The organism is Enterobacter asburiae, assembly GCF_024599655.1.
Lineage (GTDB): Bacteria > Pseudomonadota > Gammaproteobacteria > Enterobacterales > Enterobacteriaceae > Enterobacter > Enterobacter asburiae_D.
In genome coordinates, this window is the sequence record NZ_CP102247.1 from 1,740,263 (window position 1) to 1,755,073 (window position 14,811).

14 protein-coding genes are annotated in these 14,811 nt (G+C 56.1%); all 14 read left to right on the forward strand.

From position 1 onward, the window contains the following. The first annotated feature begins 78 nt into the window (after positions 1-78). Positions 79-921 (forward strand): colanic acid biosynthesis glycosyltransferase WcaA, encoded by an 843-nt coding sequence (wcaA, locus tag NQ230_RS08200; RefSeq protein ID WP_023312403.1) that lies wholly within the window; start codon positions 79-81, stop codon positions 919-921. Further along, on the forward strand, positions 921-1,412 hold the full coding sequence (wcaB, locus tag NQ230_RS08205; protein ID WP_023312402.1) for a colanic acid biosynthesis acetyltransferase WcaB: 492 nt from the start codon (positions 921-923) through the stop codon (positions 1,410-1,412). Before wcaA ends, wcaB begins: the two co-directional genes overlap by 1 nt. Next, a complete protein-coding gene (wcaC, locus tag NQ230_RS08210) occupies positions 1,409-2,626 on the forward strand; it encodes a colanic acid biosynthesis glycosyltransferase WcaC (protein WP_257260722.1) in 1,218 nt (405 codons plus the stop codon). Before wcaB ends, wcaC begins: the two co-directional genes overlap by 4 nt. Continuing rightward, a complete protein-coding gene (wcaD, locus tag NQ230_RS08215; protein ID WP_029742034.1) occupies positions 2,601-3,821 on the forward strand; it encodes a colanic acid polymerase WcaD in 1,221 nt (406 codons plus the stop codon). Before wcaC ends, wcaD begins: the two co-directional genes overlap by 26 nt. A gap of 16 nt (positions 3,822-3,837) precedes the next feature. Then, positions 3,838-4,584: a colanic acid biosynthesis glycosyltransferase WcaE gene (gene wcaE, locus NQ230_RS08220; RefSeq protein ID WP_039263104.1), complete on the forward strand. Its 747-nt coding sequence runs from the start codon at positions 3,838-3,840 to the stop codon at positions 4,582-4,584. 15 nt (positions 4,585-4,599) lie between these two features. Continuing rightward, complete coding sequence (gene wcaF / locus NQ230_RS08225) at positions 4,600-5,148, forward strand: colanic acid biosynthesis acetyltransferase WcaF (protein WP_023336272.1); 549 nt, start codon at positions 4,600-4,602, stop codon at positions 5,146-5,148. A gap of 24 nt (positions 5,149-5,172) precedes the next feature. Continuing rightward, positions 5,173-6,294, forward strand: coding sequence for a GDP-mannose 4,6-dehydratase (gmd, locus tag NQ230_RS08230; protein WP_121425366.1), 1,122 nt, complete (start codon positions 5,173-5,175; stop codon positions 6,292-6,294). A gap of 2 nt (positions 6,295-6,296) precedes the next feature. Then, on the forward strand, positions 6,297-7,262 hold the full coding sequence (fcl, locus tag NQ230_RS08235; protein WP_121425367.1) for a GDP-L-fucose synthase: 966 nt from the start codon (positions 6,297-6,299) through the stop codon (positions 7,260-7,262). A gap of 2 nt (positions 7,263-7,264) precedes the next feature. Further along, on the forward strand, positions 7,265-7,744 hold the full coding sequence (locus NQ230_RS08240) for a GDP-mannose mannosyl hydrolase (protein WP_257260723.1): 480 nt from the start codon (positions 7,265-7,267) through the stop codon (positions 7,742-7,744). Continuing rightward, positions 7,741-8,964 (forward strand): colanic acid biosynthesis fucosyltransferase WcaI, encoded by a 1,224-nt coding sequence (wcaI, locus tag NQ230_RS08245; protein WP_257260725.1) that lies wholly within the window; start codon positions 7,741-7,743, stop codon positions 8,962-8,964. The genes NQ230_RS08240 and wcaI overlap by 4 nt, the downstream gene beginning before the upstream one ends. A gap of 3 nt (positions 8,965-8,967) precedes the next feature. Next, positions 8,968-10,404 (forward strand): mannose-1-phosphate guanyltransferase, encoded by a 1,437-nt coding sequence (cpsB, locus tag NQ230_RS08250; RefSeq protein ID WP_121425370.1) that lies wholly within the window; start codon positions 8,968-8,970, stop codon positions 10,402-10,404. A 111-nt stretch (positions 10,405-10,515) separates the two neighbouring features. Continuing rightward, complete coding sequence (gene cpsG, locus NQ230_RS08255; RefSeq protein ID WP_257260726.1) at positions 10,516-11,886, forward strand: colanic acid biosynthesis phosphomannomutase CpsG; 1,371 nt, start codon at positions 10,516-10,518, stop codon at positions 11,884-11,886. A gap of 45 nt (positions 11,887-11,931) precedes the next feature. After that, on the forward strand, positions 11,932-13,326 hold the full coding sequence (wcaJ, locus tag NQ230_RS08260; protein ID WP_121423368.1) for an undecaprenyl-phosphate glucose phosphotransferase: 1,395 nt from the start codon (positions 11,932-11,934) through the stop codon (positions 13,324-13,326). 1 nt (position 13,327) lies between these two features. After that, on the forward strand, positions 13,328-14,806 hold the full coding sequence (gene wzxC, locus NQ230_RS08265) for a colanic acid undecaprenyl disphosphate flippase WzxC (RefSeq protein ID WP_063144520.1): 1,479 nt from the start codon (positions 13,328-13,330) through the stop codon (positions 14,804-14,806). The last annotated feature ends 5 nt before the right edge of the window (positions 14,807-14,811 follow it).

A 14,811-nucleotide genomic window follows, 5' to 3' on the forward strand; every position in this document is an offset into this window, starting at 1 on the left:
CCCTCTCCTCTGAGGGGAGAGCAGCTTTTCTCCCTCTCCCTCCGGGAGAGGGGCGGGGTGAGGGATAAGGGGAAGACCATGACCACACAACGCCCTTTAGTTTCAATCTATATGCCGACATGGAATCGTCAGCAGCTGGCGATCCGCGCAATCAAATCCGTCCTGCGACAGGATTACGATAACTGGGAGCTGATCATCGTTGATGACTGCTCTTCCTCGTATGAACAGCTGCAAAAGTTTGTGACTGACCTCAACGACCCGCGGGTGGTCTATACGCATAACGCCATTAACTCCGGCGCATGTGCAGTGCGTAATCAGGCGATTATGCAGGCCAAGGGGCAGTATCTGACCGGGATCGACGACGATGACGAATGGACGCCGAACCGCCTGTCTATCTTCCTGTCGCATAAAGAACAGCTGGTCACGCACGCTTTTCTGTATGCCAACGACTATGTCTGCCAGGGCGAGGTTTACTCGCAGCCCGCGAGTCTGCCGCTGTATCCGAAATCACCGTACTCTCGCCGCCTGTTCTACAAGCGCAACATTATTGGTAACCAGGTCTTCACCTGGGCGTGGCGTTTCAAAGAGTGCCTGTTCGATACCGAACTCAAGGCCGCGCAGGATTACGATATCTTCCTGCGCATGGTGGTGGAATACGGCGAGCCGTGGAAGGTGGAAGAGGCCACGCAGATCCTGCACATCAACCACGGGGAGATGCAAATCACCTCCTCGCCGAAGAAGTTCTCCGGCTACTTCCATTTTTACCGCAAGCACAAGGACAAGTTTGACCGTGCCAGCCGTAAATATCAGCTCTTTACCCTCTATCAGATCCGCAATAAGCGCATGAACTGGCGCACGCTGCTGACGCTGCTTTCCGTGCGTAACGGCAAGCGCCTGGCTGACGGGCTTCGGGGGAAATAATGTTTCTGGAAGATTGCCGCGCTAACAGCTGGAGCCTGCGACCGTGCTGCATGGTTCTGGCGTACCGCATCGCGCACTTTTGCTCGGTGTGGCGTAAGAAAAACGTGCTGAACAATATCTGGGCGGCACCCGTGCTGGTGCTGTATCGCATCATCACCGAATGCTTTTTTGGCTATGAAATTCAGGCCGCTGCCACCATTGGCCGCCGCTTTACCATCCATCACGGCTATGCGGTGGTGATCAACAAGTTCGTGGTCGCCGGGGATGATTTCACCATTCGTCATGCAGTCACGATTGGCAACCGTGGGCCTGACAGCCTGGCCTGCCCGGTCATCGGCAATAACGTCGAGCTGGGGGCGAACGTGGTAATCATCGGTGACATTACGATTGGCAATAACGTCACGATTGGTGCTGGCAGCGTGGTGCTGGACAGCATTCCGGATAACGCGCTGGTGGTGGGAGAAAAAGCCCGCGTGAAGGTGATTAAATGAACATTCTGCAATTTAACGTACGCCTCGCAGAAGGCGGAGCGGCAGGCGTGGCCCTGGATCTGCACCAGCGCGCGCTGCAAAAAGGACTTCAGTCTCGTTTTATTTACGGCTACGGCAAAGGCGGCAAGAAAAGCGTCAGCCACGATAACTTCCCGCAGGTGCACAAGCACACGCCGCGTCTGACCTCGATTGCCAACATTGCGCTGTTCCGCCTGTTTAACCGCGATCTGTTTGGCAACCTGAACAACCTTTACCGCACCGTGACGCGCACGACCGGCCCGGTTGTGCTGCATTTTCACGTGCTGCACAGCTACTGGCTGAATCTTGAAGAGGTGGTGGTGTTTTGTCAGAAGGTGCAGGCCCACAAGCCCGACACCCGCTTTGTCTGGACGCTGCACGATCACTGGAGCGTGACCGGACGCTGCGCCTTTACCGACGGCTGCGAAGGCTGGAAAGATAACTGCCAGAAGTGCCCGACGTTAAGCAACTACCCGCCGGTGAAGGTGGATCGCGCGCATCAGCTGGTCGCCGGAAAGCGTCAGCTGTTCCGTGACATGCTTTCGCTCGGCTGTACCTTTATCTCCCCGAGCCAGCACGTGGCCGATGCCTTCAACAGCCTGTACGGGACAGGGCGCTGTCAGATTATCAACAACGGCATAGACGTGGCGACGGAAGCCATTCTTGCCGAGCTGACCCCGGTGGCGGAAACCGCGGGCAAACCGAAAATCGCTATCGTTGCGCATGACCTGCGTTACGACGGTAAAACCAACCAGCAGCTGGTGCGCGACATGATGGCGCTGGGTGACAAGATAGAGCTTCACACCTTCGGCAAGTTTTCGCCGTTCGAAGGGGCCAACGTGGTGAACCACGGGTTTGAGACCGACAAGCGCAAGCTGATGAGCGCGCTGAATGAAATGGACGCGCTCGTGTTCAGCTCCCGAGTGGATAACTACCCGCTGATCCTCTGCGAAGCGCTCTCAATCGGCGTGCCGGTGATTGCCACCCACAGCGATGCGGCGCGTGAAGTGCTGGAAAAGTCCGGCGGGAAAACCTTCACGGAGCAGGAGGTCCTGCCCCTGGTGCAGCTGCCGAAGGCGCAGATTGCTGAGATCGTTTTTGGCACTGACCTGGAATCGTTCCGCAACCGCAGCCGCAAGGCCTACAGTGGACAACAGATGCTGGAGGAGTATGTCTCGTTCTATCAGAATCTGTAGTTATCTGCTGCTGCCGCTGATCTACCTGCTGGTCAACGTCAAAATTGCCCAGCTCGGCGAAAGCTTCCCGATAACCATCGTGACCTTCTTGCCCGTTCTGCTTCTGCTGTATGTCGATAAAATTAACCTGAAGAAGCTGATGATTGCCTTAGGGCTGGGCACGGGCCTGACGCTGTTTAACTACATCTTTGGCCAGTCGCTGGATGCCAGTAAATACGTCACTTCGACCATGCTGTTTGTTTATATTGTTATTATTATCGGAATGGTCTGGAGTATTCGGTTTAAAACTATTTCTCCGCACAATTATCGGAAAATCCTTAGGTTCTTTTATATTGCCGTTGCGTTAATTGTTATGCTTGCCGCACTGGAGATGGCGCAAATTATTCTGACCGGTGGCAGCAGCCTGATGGAGATAATTTCGAAATATCTCATTTACAGTAACAGCTATGTATTGAACTTCATCAAGTTTGGCGGGAAGCGTACTACGGCCCTCTATTTTGAACCGGCGTTTTTCGCTCTGGCGTTAATCTCAATTTGGCTCAGCATCAAACAGTTTGGTATCAAAACGCCTAAGACCGATGCTATGATTCTTGCAGGAATTGTTCTGTCTGGATCGTTCTCAGGGGTAATGACATTTATCCTGTTTTACCTGCTGGAGTGGGCGTTCCAGTACCTGAACAAAGATGCGATTAAGAAAAAACTGCCGCTGGCGATTATCTCCCTGACGGTATTTATGGTAGGCGTGATATTTGCCTTCCCGTACATCTCAGAACGTCTGGGAGATTTGGGAACGGAAGGATCTTCGTCCTATTATCGCATCATTGGGCCACTGGTGATGGTGGGTTATTCCTTAACCCATATCGATGGGGTAGTAAGATTCGGCTCACTTTACGAATATGTTGCATCATTCGGAATCTTTAACGGTGCGGATGTCGGTAAAACCATAGACAATGGTCTGTATCTGTTAATTATTTATTTTTCGTGGTTCGCCGTACTGTTGACCCTGTGGTATCTGTTTAAAGTTTTTAAAATGATGATTAACGCGTTTGGTGATAACCAGAATTTTCGCGTTCAGCTTTATCTGTTTACTCCGGTGTCGCTGTTTTTTACCGGGTCAATATTTAGCCCGGAATATGCTTTCTTGATTGTCTGTCCGTTTATTCTGCGCAAGGCGCTTAATATTACGAACGTATGACGAAATGAGGTGATTTATGTTTCTTAGCGTCATTACTGTCGCTTTTCGTAATTACGAAGGGGTGGTAAAAACCTGGCGCTCGCTGCGCAACCTGGCGCGCGATCCAAGCCTCACCTTTGAGTGGATTGTGGTCGACGGCGGCTCGAACGATGGCACGGCGGAGTTTCTGGAAAAACTCAACGGTGAGTTCAACTTACGCTACATCAGCGAGAAAGATAAAGGCATCTACGATGCGATGAATAAAGGCATCAACATGGCGCAAGGCCGCTATGCCATCTTTCTGAACTCGGGCGACATTTTCCATGATGACGTGGCGCTGTTTGCCCGCCAGCTGGCTCGGCAGAAAGAAGATGCCATGTATATTGGCGATGCGCTGCTCGATTTTGGCGACGGACATAAAGTGTGCCGCAGCGCGAAGCCAGGCTGGTATATCTATCACAGCTTGCCGGCCAGCCATCAGGCCATTTTCTTCCCGGTAAAAGGTCTGAAAAAACAGCCTTACGATTTGCAGTATAAAGTGTCTTCGGATTATGCACTGGCGGCCAGCCTGTATAAGTCAGGTTACCCGTTCCGCCGAATTAAAGGCCTGGTATCTGAATTCTCAATGGGCGGCGTGTCAACCTCGAATAATCTGGAATTGTGCCAGGATGCCAAAAACGTACAGCGTAAAATATTACGCGTGCCGGGGTTCTGGGCGGAATTGTCTTATTTATTGCGCCTGCGTACCACAGGCAAAACGAAAACCTTATATAACAAAGCCTGAATATAAGGAAACGCAATGCAGGATTTAAAAGGTTTCTCCGTGCCGAAAGGCTTTCGGGGCGGGAACGGTATTAAGGTACAGCTGTGGTGGGCCGTTCAGGCAACCTTATTTGCCTGGTCGCCGCAAATACTGTACCGCTGGCGTGCCTTCTTATTACGCCTGTTTGGCGCAAAAATAGGAAAAAACGTAGTCATCCGACCTTCTGTGAAAATTACCTATCCGTGGAAATTAACGCTTGGGGATTACGCATGGGTTGGGGATGACGCGGTGTTATATACCCTTGGCGAAATTACGATTGGCGCAAATTCGGTGGTTTCACAGAAATGTTATTTGTGCACCGGCAGCCACGATTTTATGAGTCAGCATTTTGATATTACCGCTTCGCCTATTGCGATCGGTGAAAAATGCTGGCTGGCAACGGATGTTTTTGTTGCACCGGGTGTTTCTGTTGGTGATGGCACGGTAGTCGGTGCCCGCAGCAGCGTTTTTAAATCGCTACCGGCAAATAAAGTTTGCCGTGGCAACCCCGCAGTGGTGATACGCGAACGCGTTGAAACTGATTAAATTCATAAGTAGAGGAATATAAACATGTCTAAAGTCGCTCTCATCACCGGCGTTACCGGGCAGGATGGTTCTTACCTGGCAGAGTTCCTGCTGGAAAAAGGGTATGAAGTGCACGGTATTAAACGTCGTGCGTCTTCTTTCAACACCGAACGTGTGGATCATATCTATCAGGATCCTCATGCGGCGAACCCGAAATTCCACCTGCACTACGGCGACCTGACCGATACCTCCAACCTGACCCGTATCCTGCAGGAAGTGCAGCCGGATGAAGTCTACAACCTGGGCGCGATGAGCCACGTAGCGGTCTCCTTCGAGTCCCCGGAATACACCGCTGACGTTGATGCCATGGGTACCCTGCGTCTGCTGGAAGCGATCCGCTTCCTCGGCCTTGAGAAGAAAACGCGCTTCTACCAGGCATCCACCTCTGAGCTGTACGGTCTGGTGCAGGAAATCCCACAGAAAGAGACGACGCCGTTCTACCCGCGCTCTCCGTATGCGGTAGCAAAACTGTATGCCTACTGGATCACCGTGAACTACCGTGAATCCTACGGCATGTACGCCTGTAACGGCATTCTGTTCAACCACGAATCTCCACGCCGCGGCGAAACCTTCGTGACCCGCAAAATCACTCGCGCTATCGCCAACATCGCGCAGGGTCTGGAGTCTTGCCTGCACCTCGGCAACATGGATTCCCTGCGTGACTGGGGCCATGCCAAAGACTACGTGAAAATGCAGTGGATGATGCTGCAGCAGGAACAGCCAGAAGACTTCGTGATTGCGACCGGCGTGCAGTACTCCGTACGTCAGTTCGTTGAAATGGCCGCGGCACAGCTGGGCATCAAACTGCGCTTCGAAGGTACCGGCGTGGAAGAGAAAGGTGTCGTGGTTTCCGTGACCGGCCACGATGCACCGGGCGTGAAGCCAGGCGACGTGATTGTGCAGGTTGACCCGCGCTACTTCCGTCCTGCTGAAGTGGAAACCCTGCTGGGCGACCCAACCAAAGCGCACGAGAAGCTGGGCTGGAAACCAGAAATCACTCTGCAGGAGATGGTTTCCGAGATGGTAGCCAAAGATCTTGAAGCAGCGAAAAAACACTCTCTGCTTAAGTCTCATGGCTACGAGGTTGCCATCGCGCTGGAGTCCTGAGAATGACAAAACAACGTATTTTTGTCGCCGGTCATCGCGGAATGGTGGGTTCCGCGATTGTTCGCCAGCTGGAGCAACGCGGTGACGTAGAGGTGATTGTCCGCACCCGCGACGAGCTGAACCTGCTCGACAGCCGTGCGGTACATGACTTCTTTGCTAACGAACGCATTGACCAGGTGTATCTGGCGGCGGCGAAGGTGGGCGGCATTGTTGCTAACAACACCTACCCGGCGGATTTCATCTACGAAAACATGATGATCGAGAGCAACATTATTCACGCGGCGCACCTGCACAACGTGAATAAGCTGCTTTTCCTCGGGTCGTCCTGTATTTACCCGAAAATGGCGAAGCAGCCGATCGCCGAGAGCGAACTGCTGCAGGGCACGCTGGAGGCCACCAACGAGCCGTACGCGATTGCCAAGATTGCCGGGATCAAGCTGTGCGAGTCCTACAACCGTCAGTACAACCGCGACTATCGCTCGGTGATGCCGACCAACCTGTACGGACCGCACGACAACTTCCACCCGAGCAACTCGCACGTGATCCCGGCGCTGCTGCGCCGCTTCCACGAGGCGACCGCCGAGAACGCGCCGGACGTGGTGGTGTGGGGCAGCGGTACGCCGATGCGTGAATTCCTGCACGTGGACGACATGGCTGCGGCCAGCATTCACGTGATGGAGCTGGATCGCGAGGTGTGGCAGGAGAACACCGAGCCGATGCTGTCGCACATCAACGTCGGTACCGGCGTGGACTGCACCATTCGCGAGCTGGCGCAAACCATCGCGCAGGTGGTGGGCTACAAAGGTCGCGTGGTGTTTGACGCCACGAAACCGGACGGCACGCCGCGCAAGCTGCTGGACGTGACCCGTCTGCATCAGCTGGGCTGGTATCACGAGGTGTCACTGGAGCAGGGTCTGGCCAGTACCTACCAGTGGTTCCTGGAAAACCAGCACCGCTTCCGGGGGTAACGATGTTTTTAAGTCAGGAAGATTTTGCCACGGTAGTGCGTTCCACTCCGCTCATCTCAATTGATTTGATCGTGGAGAACGAACGCGGCGAGTTCTTGCTGGGGAAACGAACCAACCGTCCTGCACAGGGCTTCTGGTTCGTGCCCGGCGGGCGCGTGCAGAAGGATGAGCGGCTCAGCGATGCGTTTGAGCGTCTCACTCTGGCGGAACTGGGCCTGCAGCTGCCGATGGCAGCGGGCCAGTTTTACGGGGTCTGGCAGCACTTCTATGACGATAACTTTTCAGGCACCGGGTTCTCCACGCACTACATCGTGCTGGGGTTCCGCCTGAAGGTGAGTGAGGCAGACCTGCGTCTGCCTGATTCTCAGCATGACGACTACCGCTGGCAGACGCCAGAGGCGCTGCTGGCCAGCGACAATGTGCATGACAACAGTCGTGCCTATTTCCTGGCCGATCGTCAGTCCGGAGTGCCGGGCTTATGAAAATTTTAGTGTACGGAATCAACTACTCGCCGGAGCTAACCGGCATCGGGAAATACACCGGCGAGATGGTCGAGTGGATGGCGAGCCAGGGACATGACGTGCGGGTCATTACCGCGCCGCCGTACTACCCGGAGTGGAAAGTCGGGGAGCGCTACTCAAGCTGGCGCTACCGTCGCGAAGAGGGTGCAGCGACCGTCTGGCGCTGCCCGCTGTATGTGCCCAAGCAGCCCTCGACGCTGAAACGGTTACTTCATCTGGGCAGCTTTGCCCTGAGCAGTTTTTTCCCGCTGATGGCGCAGCGTCGCTGGAAGCCGGATCGCATCATCGGCGTAGTGCCGACGCTGTTTTGCACGCCGGGCATGCGCCTGCTGGGCAAACTCTCCGGTGCGCGCACGTTGCTGCACATTCAGGATTATGAAGTTGACGCCATGCTGGGCCTGGGGATGGCAGGCAAAAGCAAAGGCGGCAAAGTGGCGAAGCTCGCCAGCGCGTTTGAGCGCAGTGGTTTACACAACGTGGATTACGTCTCGACTATCTCGCGCTCGATGATGAACAAGGCGCAGGAGAAGGGCGTCCCGGCGGAGAAAGTCATTTTCTTCCCGAACTGGTCCGAAGTGGCGCGTTTTCGCGATGTGACAGAACAGGACGCTCTGGCGCTGCGCGCGCAGCTCGGTTTGCCTGAAGATCAAAAAATCATTCTTTACTCAGGCAACATCGGCGAAAAACAGGGGCTGGAGAGCGTGATTGAAGCGGCCCAGCTGCTGAGTGAACATCCGTGGACCTTTGTGATTGTCGGGCAGGGCGGTGGAAAGGCGCGGCTGGAGAAAATGGTCGGCGAACGCGGCCTGACCAACGTGAAATTTTTCCCGCTTCAGTCTTACGAGGCATTGCCTGCGCTGCTGAAGATGGGCGACTGCCATCTGGTGGTGCAAAAACGCGGCGCCGCGGATGCGGTGCTGCCGTCCAAGCTGACCAACATTCTGGCAGTGGGCGGCAACGCGGTGATTACGGCAGAAGCCGAAACAGAATTAGGCCAGCTGTGCGACAGCTATCCGGGAATTGCCGTGTGCGTGGAGCCGGAATCGGTCCCGGCGCTGGTAACCGGAATTGAGCAGGCACTTGCCATGCCAAAAGTAAACACGGTGGCACGTGAATATGCCGAACGCACGCTCGAGAAAGAGAACGTGCTGAGCCAATTTATTGCAGATATACGGGGATAAATCATGAGTCAAACCACTTTGTATCCGGTTGTGATGGCTGGTGGCTCTGGTAGCAGGTTGTGGCCGCTGTCCCGCGTGCTCTATCCAAAACAGTTCCTCTGCCTGAAAGGGGATCTCACCATGCTGCAGACGACGGTAAACCGTCTGCACGGCGTGGAGTGTGAAAGCCCGGTGGTGATTTGTAACGAACAGCACCGCTTTATTGTTGCCGAGCAACTGCGCCAGCTGAATAAACTCACCGAAAACATCATCCTGGAGCCTGCAGGACGCAATACCGCGCCTGCGATCGCCCTGGCGGCGCTGGCGGCAAAACGCAGCAGCCCGGACTGTGACCCGCTGATGCTGGTCCTGGCGGCGGACCACGTTATCCAGCAGGAAGACGCATTCCGCGACGCGGTGCGTGCGGCCATTCCTTACGCCGAGAGCGGCAAGCTGGTGACCTTCGGCATCGTGCCGGATCTGCCGGAAACCGGCTATGGCTACATCCGCCGCGGCAGCGTGACGCCGGGTGAAGGCGACAGCGTGGCGTTTGACGTGGCGCAGTTTGTTGAAAAACCGAATCTGGAAACCGCGCAGGCGTATGTCGCCAGCGGGGAGTATTACTGGAACAGCGGGATGTTCCTGTTCCGCGCCGGACGCTATCTGGAAGAGCTGCGCAAATACCGCCCGGATATTCTGAACGCCTGCGAGAAAGCAATGGCGGTGGTGGACCCGGATCTCGACTTCATCCGCGTGGATGAAGAGGCGTTCCTCGCCTGCCCGGAAGAGTCCATTGACTACGCGGTGATGGAACGTACGGCAGACGCCGTCGTGGTACCTATGGATGCGGGCTGGAGCGATGTAGGCTCCTGGTCCTCCCTGTGGGAGATCAGCGCCCATACCCCGGAGGGTAACGTCCATCACGGCGATGTTATTAGCCACAAAACGGAAAACAGCTACGTCTACGCCGAGTCCGGCCTGGTGACCACGGTCGGGGTGAAAGATCTGGTGGTTGTCCAGACTAAAGACGCCGTGCTGATTGCTGACCGTAACGCCGTGCAGGACGTTAAAAAAGTGGTGGAGAAGATCAAGGCGGACGGTCGCCACGAACACCATATTCACCGCGAAGTCTACCGTCCGTGGGGGAAATATGACTCCATTGACTCCGGTGACCGCTATCAGGTGAAACGTATCACCGTGAAGCCGGGCGAGGGGCTGTCGGTGCAGATGCACCACCACCGCGCCGAGCACTGGGTGGTGGTCGCGGGTACCGCTAAAGTCACCATCGACGGTGAAGTCAAACTGCTCGGTGAAAACGAGTCCATTTATATTCCGCTGGGGGCGACGCACTGTCTGGAGAACCCGGGGAAAATTCCTCTCGACTTAATTGAGGTGCGCTCCGGCTCGTATCTGGAAGAGGACGATATCGTGCGCTTCCAGGACCGCTACGGGCGGGTTTAGCACTCTGCATTATGCCCGGTGGCGCTGCGCTTGCCGGGCCTACGAATGACAAAAAAATCAATTTGGCCATTTAGTGGTCAGGGCCGACTGTTGCCTGAAAAAGGGGTCATCATGGAAAAATTAACCTGTTTTAAAGCCTACGATATTCGCGGCAAGCTGGGCGAAGAGCTGAATGAAGACATCGCGTGGCGCATTGGCCGCGCGTACGGCGAATATTTAAAACCGCAGACCATCGTGCTGGGCGGCGACGTGCGTCTGACCAGTGAATCCCTCAAGCTGGCCCTGGCGAAAGGGCTGCAGGACGCGGGGGTGGACGTGCTGGATATCGGCCTTTCCGGGACCGAAGAGATTTACTTTGCCACCTTCCACCTGGGCGTGGACGGCGGTATCGAAGTGACGGCCAGCCACAACCCGATGGACTACAACGGCATGAAGCTGGTGCGCAAGGGCGCGCGTCCTATCAGCGGCGACACCGGCCTGCGCGACGTGCAACGCCTGGCGGAAGCCAATGATTTCCCGCCGGTGAACGACGCGAAGCGCGGCAGCTACAAAAAAATCAACCTGCAGAAAGAGTACATTGACCACCTGCTGGGCTACATCAACGTGGCGAACCTCAAGCCGCTGAAGCTGGTGATTAACTCCGGTAACGGCGCGGCAGGCCCGGTGGTGGACGCGCTGGAAGCCCGCTTTAAGGCGCTGAACGTGCCGGTGACCTTCGTCAAAGTGCACAACACCCCGGACGGCAACTTCCCGAACGGTATTCCTAACCCGCTGCTGCCGGAGTGCCGCGACGACACCCGCAACGCGGTGATTGAGCACGGCGCGGATATGGGCATCGCCTTTGACGGCGATTTCGACCGCTGCTTCCTGTTCGACGAGAAAGGGCAGTTCATCGAGGGCTACTACATTGTCGGCCTGCTGGCGGAAGCGTTCCTCGAGAAAAACCCGGGCGCGAAAATCATTCATGACCCGCGCCTTTCCTGGAACACCGTCGACGTGGTGTCAGCGGCAGGCGGCACGCCGGTGATGTCCAAAACCGGCCACGCCTTCATCAAAGAGCGCATGCGCGAAGAAGACGCCATTTACGGCGGCGAGATGAGCGCCCACCACTACTTCCGTGATTTTGCCTACTGCGACAGCGGGATGATCCCGTGGCTGCTGGTGACCGAGCTGCTGTGCCTGAAGGGGCAGACGCTGGGCGAGCTGGTGCGCGACCGCATGGCGGCGTTCCCGGCGAGCGGGGAGATCAACAGCACGCTGGCGGAGCCAGCCGAGGCCATTGCCCGCGTGGAGCAGCACTTTGCAATTCACGCGCTGGAAATTGACCGTACGGACGGCATCAGCATGGCGTTCCCGCAGTGGCGCTTTAACCTGCGCTCGTCCAACACCGAGCCGGTAGTGCGCCTGAACGTGGAATCCCGTGCTGATACGGCGCTGATGGAAGCCCGAACGAAGGACATTCTGGCGCTGTTGAATCAGTAACAATTGCCCCTCCTGCGGGAGGGGGAACCGAATACAGGAACAACGATGACGAATCTAAAAAAACGCGAACGAGCGAGAACGAATGCATCGTTAATCTCTATGGTGCAGCGTTTTTCTGATATCACCATCATGGTCGGTGGATTGTGGGCGGTGTGTCGGATCGGCGGGCTGCCGTTCTTATACATGCATCTGCTGATGGCTCTGATTGCGCTGGTCGTGTTTCAGATGATCGGCGGGATGACCGATTTCTACCGCTCGTGGCGCGGCGTCAAAATGACCACCGAACTGATGCTGTTGCTGCAGAACTGGACCCTGAGCCTGATTTTCAGCGCTGGCCTGGTGGCGTTTAGCCATGATTTTGACAATCGCCTCGTCACCTATCTCTGCTGGTATCTGCTGACCAGTGTTGGCATGGTTGTGTGCCGTTCCCTGATCCGCTTTGGCGCGGGCTGGCTGCGTAACCGGGGCTATAACCGTCGCTTCGTTGCCGTGGCGGGCGATCTGCCGGTCGGGAAGGTGCTGCTCGACAGCTTCCGCAAAGAGCCGTGGTTAGGGTTTGAAGTGGTCGGGATTTATCACGACGCGAAGCCGGGCGGCGTACCTGCGGACTGGGCGGGCAATTACGAACAGCTTATTGAAGACGCGAAAGCGGGCAAGATTCATAACGTCTACATCGCCATGCAGATGAGAGACGAATCCCGCATTAAGCAGCTGATGCGCGAGCTGGCGGACACCACCTGTTCGGTGATCCTGATCCCGGACGTGTTTACCTTTAACATCCTCCATTCACGCATTGAAGAAGTGAACGGCGTGCCGGTGGTACCGCTGTACGACACCCCGCTGTCGGGCATTAACCGCGTGCTGAAGCGCGCAGAAGATATTGTGCTCTCTTCGCTGATTTTACTGCTCATCTCCCCGGTGCTGTGCTGCATTGCCCTGGCGGTGAAGCTGAGCTCTCCCGGCCCGGTTATCTTCCGCCAGACCCGCTACGGTATGGACGGTAAGCCGATTATGGTGTGGAAATTCCGCTCCATGAAGGTGATGGAAAACGACAAGGTGGTGACCCAGGCAACGCAGAACGACCCGCGCGTCACCCGCGTGGGGAACTTCCTGCGCCGCACCTCGCTGGACGAACTGCCGCAGTTTATCAACGTCTTCACCGGCGGCATGTCGATTGTTGGCCCGCGTCCACACGCGGTGGCGCATAACGAGCAGTACCGCTCGCTGATTGAAGGCTACATGCTGCGCCATAAGGTGAAGCCGGGGATCACCGGTTGGGCGCAGATCAACGGCTGGCGCGGCGAAACCGACACGCTGGAAAAAATGGAAAAACGTATCGAATTCGATCTGGAGTACATCCGCGAATGGAGTATCTGGTTCGATATCAAGATTGTTTTTCTGACCATCTTCAAAGGTTTCGTGAACAAAGCGGCGTACTAAGATGAGCTTACGTGAAAAAACCATCAGCGGGGCGAAGTGGTCAGCGATGGCGACCATCGTCATCATTGGCCTCGGTCTGGTGCAGATGACCGTGCTGGCGCGCATTATTGATAATCACCAGTTCGGTCTGCTGACCGTCTCGCTGGTGATTATCGCGCTGGCCGATACGCTGTCTGATTTTGGTATTGCCAACTCGATTATCCAGCGCAAAGAGATTAGCCATCTTGAGTTGACCACCCTCTACTGGCTGAACGTGGGGCTGGGGATTTTCGTGTTCGTGCTGGTGTTCCTGCTGAGCGACACCATCGCCAGCGTGCTGCATAACCCGGATCTCGCGCCGCTGATGCGCACGCTGTCGTTTGCCTTCGTGGTGATCCCGCACGGGCAGCAGTTCCGCGCGCTGATGCAGAAAGAGCTGGAGTTCAACAAGATCGGCATGATCGAGACCAGCGCCGTGCTGGCGGGCTTTACCTTCACCGTGGTGAGCGCCCATTTCTGGCCGCTGGCGATGACGGCCATTCTGGGATACCTGGTTAACTCTTCCGTGCGCACGCTGCTGTTCGGCTACTTTGGCCGTAAGATCTACCGCCCAGGGCTGCATTTCTCTCTCGCGTCTGTCTCGTCCAACCTGCGCTTTGGCGCGTGGCTGACGGCGGACAGCATCATCAACTATGTGAATACCAACCTGTCGACGCTGGTGCTGGCGCGTATTCTTGGCGCGAGCGTGGCGGGGGGCTACAACCTGGCCTACAACGTCGCGGTGGTGCCGCCAATGAAGCTGAACCCGATAATCACCCGCGTCCTGTTCCCGGCGTTCGCCAAGATTCAGGACGACACCGAGAAGCTGCGCGTCAACTTCTACAAGCTGCTTTCCGTTGTAGGGATCATTAACTTCCCGGTGCTGCTGGGACTGATGGTGGTCTCCAGCAACTTCGTGCCGCTGGTGTTTGGTGAGAAGTGGAACGGCATCATCCCGATCCTGCAGCTGCTGTGCGTGGTGGGGCTGCTGCGCTCCGTGGGGAATCCGATTGGTTCCCTGCTGATGGCGAAAGCGCGCGTGGACATCAGCTTTAAGTTCAACGTGTTCAAAACCTTCCTGTTTATTCCGGCGATTATCGTCGGCGGGCATATGGCGGGCGCCATCGGCGTTACGCTGGGCTTCCTGCTGGTGCAGGTAGTCAATACCGTTCTGAGCTACTTCATCATGATCAAGCCGGTGCTGGGCTCCAGCTACCGTCAGTACATCCTGAGCCTGTGGCTGCCGTTCTATCTCTCATTGCCGACCCTGGCGGTGAGCTACGGCCTGGGCATCATTCTCAGCGGCCACCTGCCGCTGGCAGCGCTGCTGGCGGTACAGGTTGCTGCGGGGGCGCTGGCATTTGTCGTGATGATTGTGCTGTCGCGCAATGCGCTGGTGGTAGAGATGAAGCGCCAGTTTTGCCGTAATGAAAAAATGAAAACGCTGCTTCGCGCAGGCTAGTTATT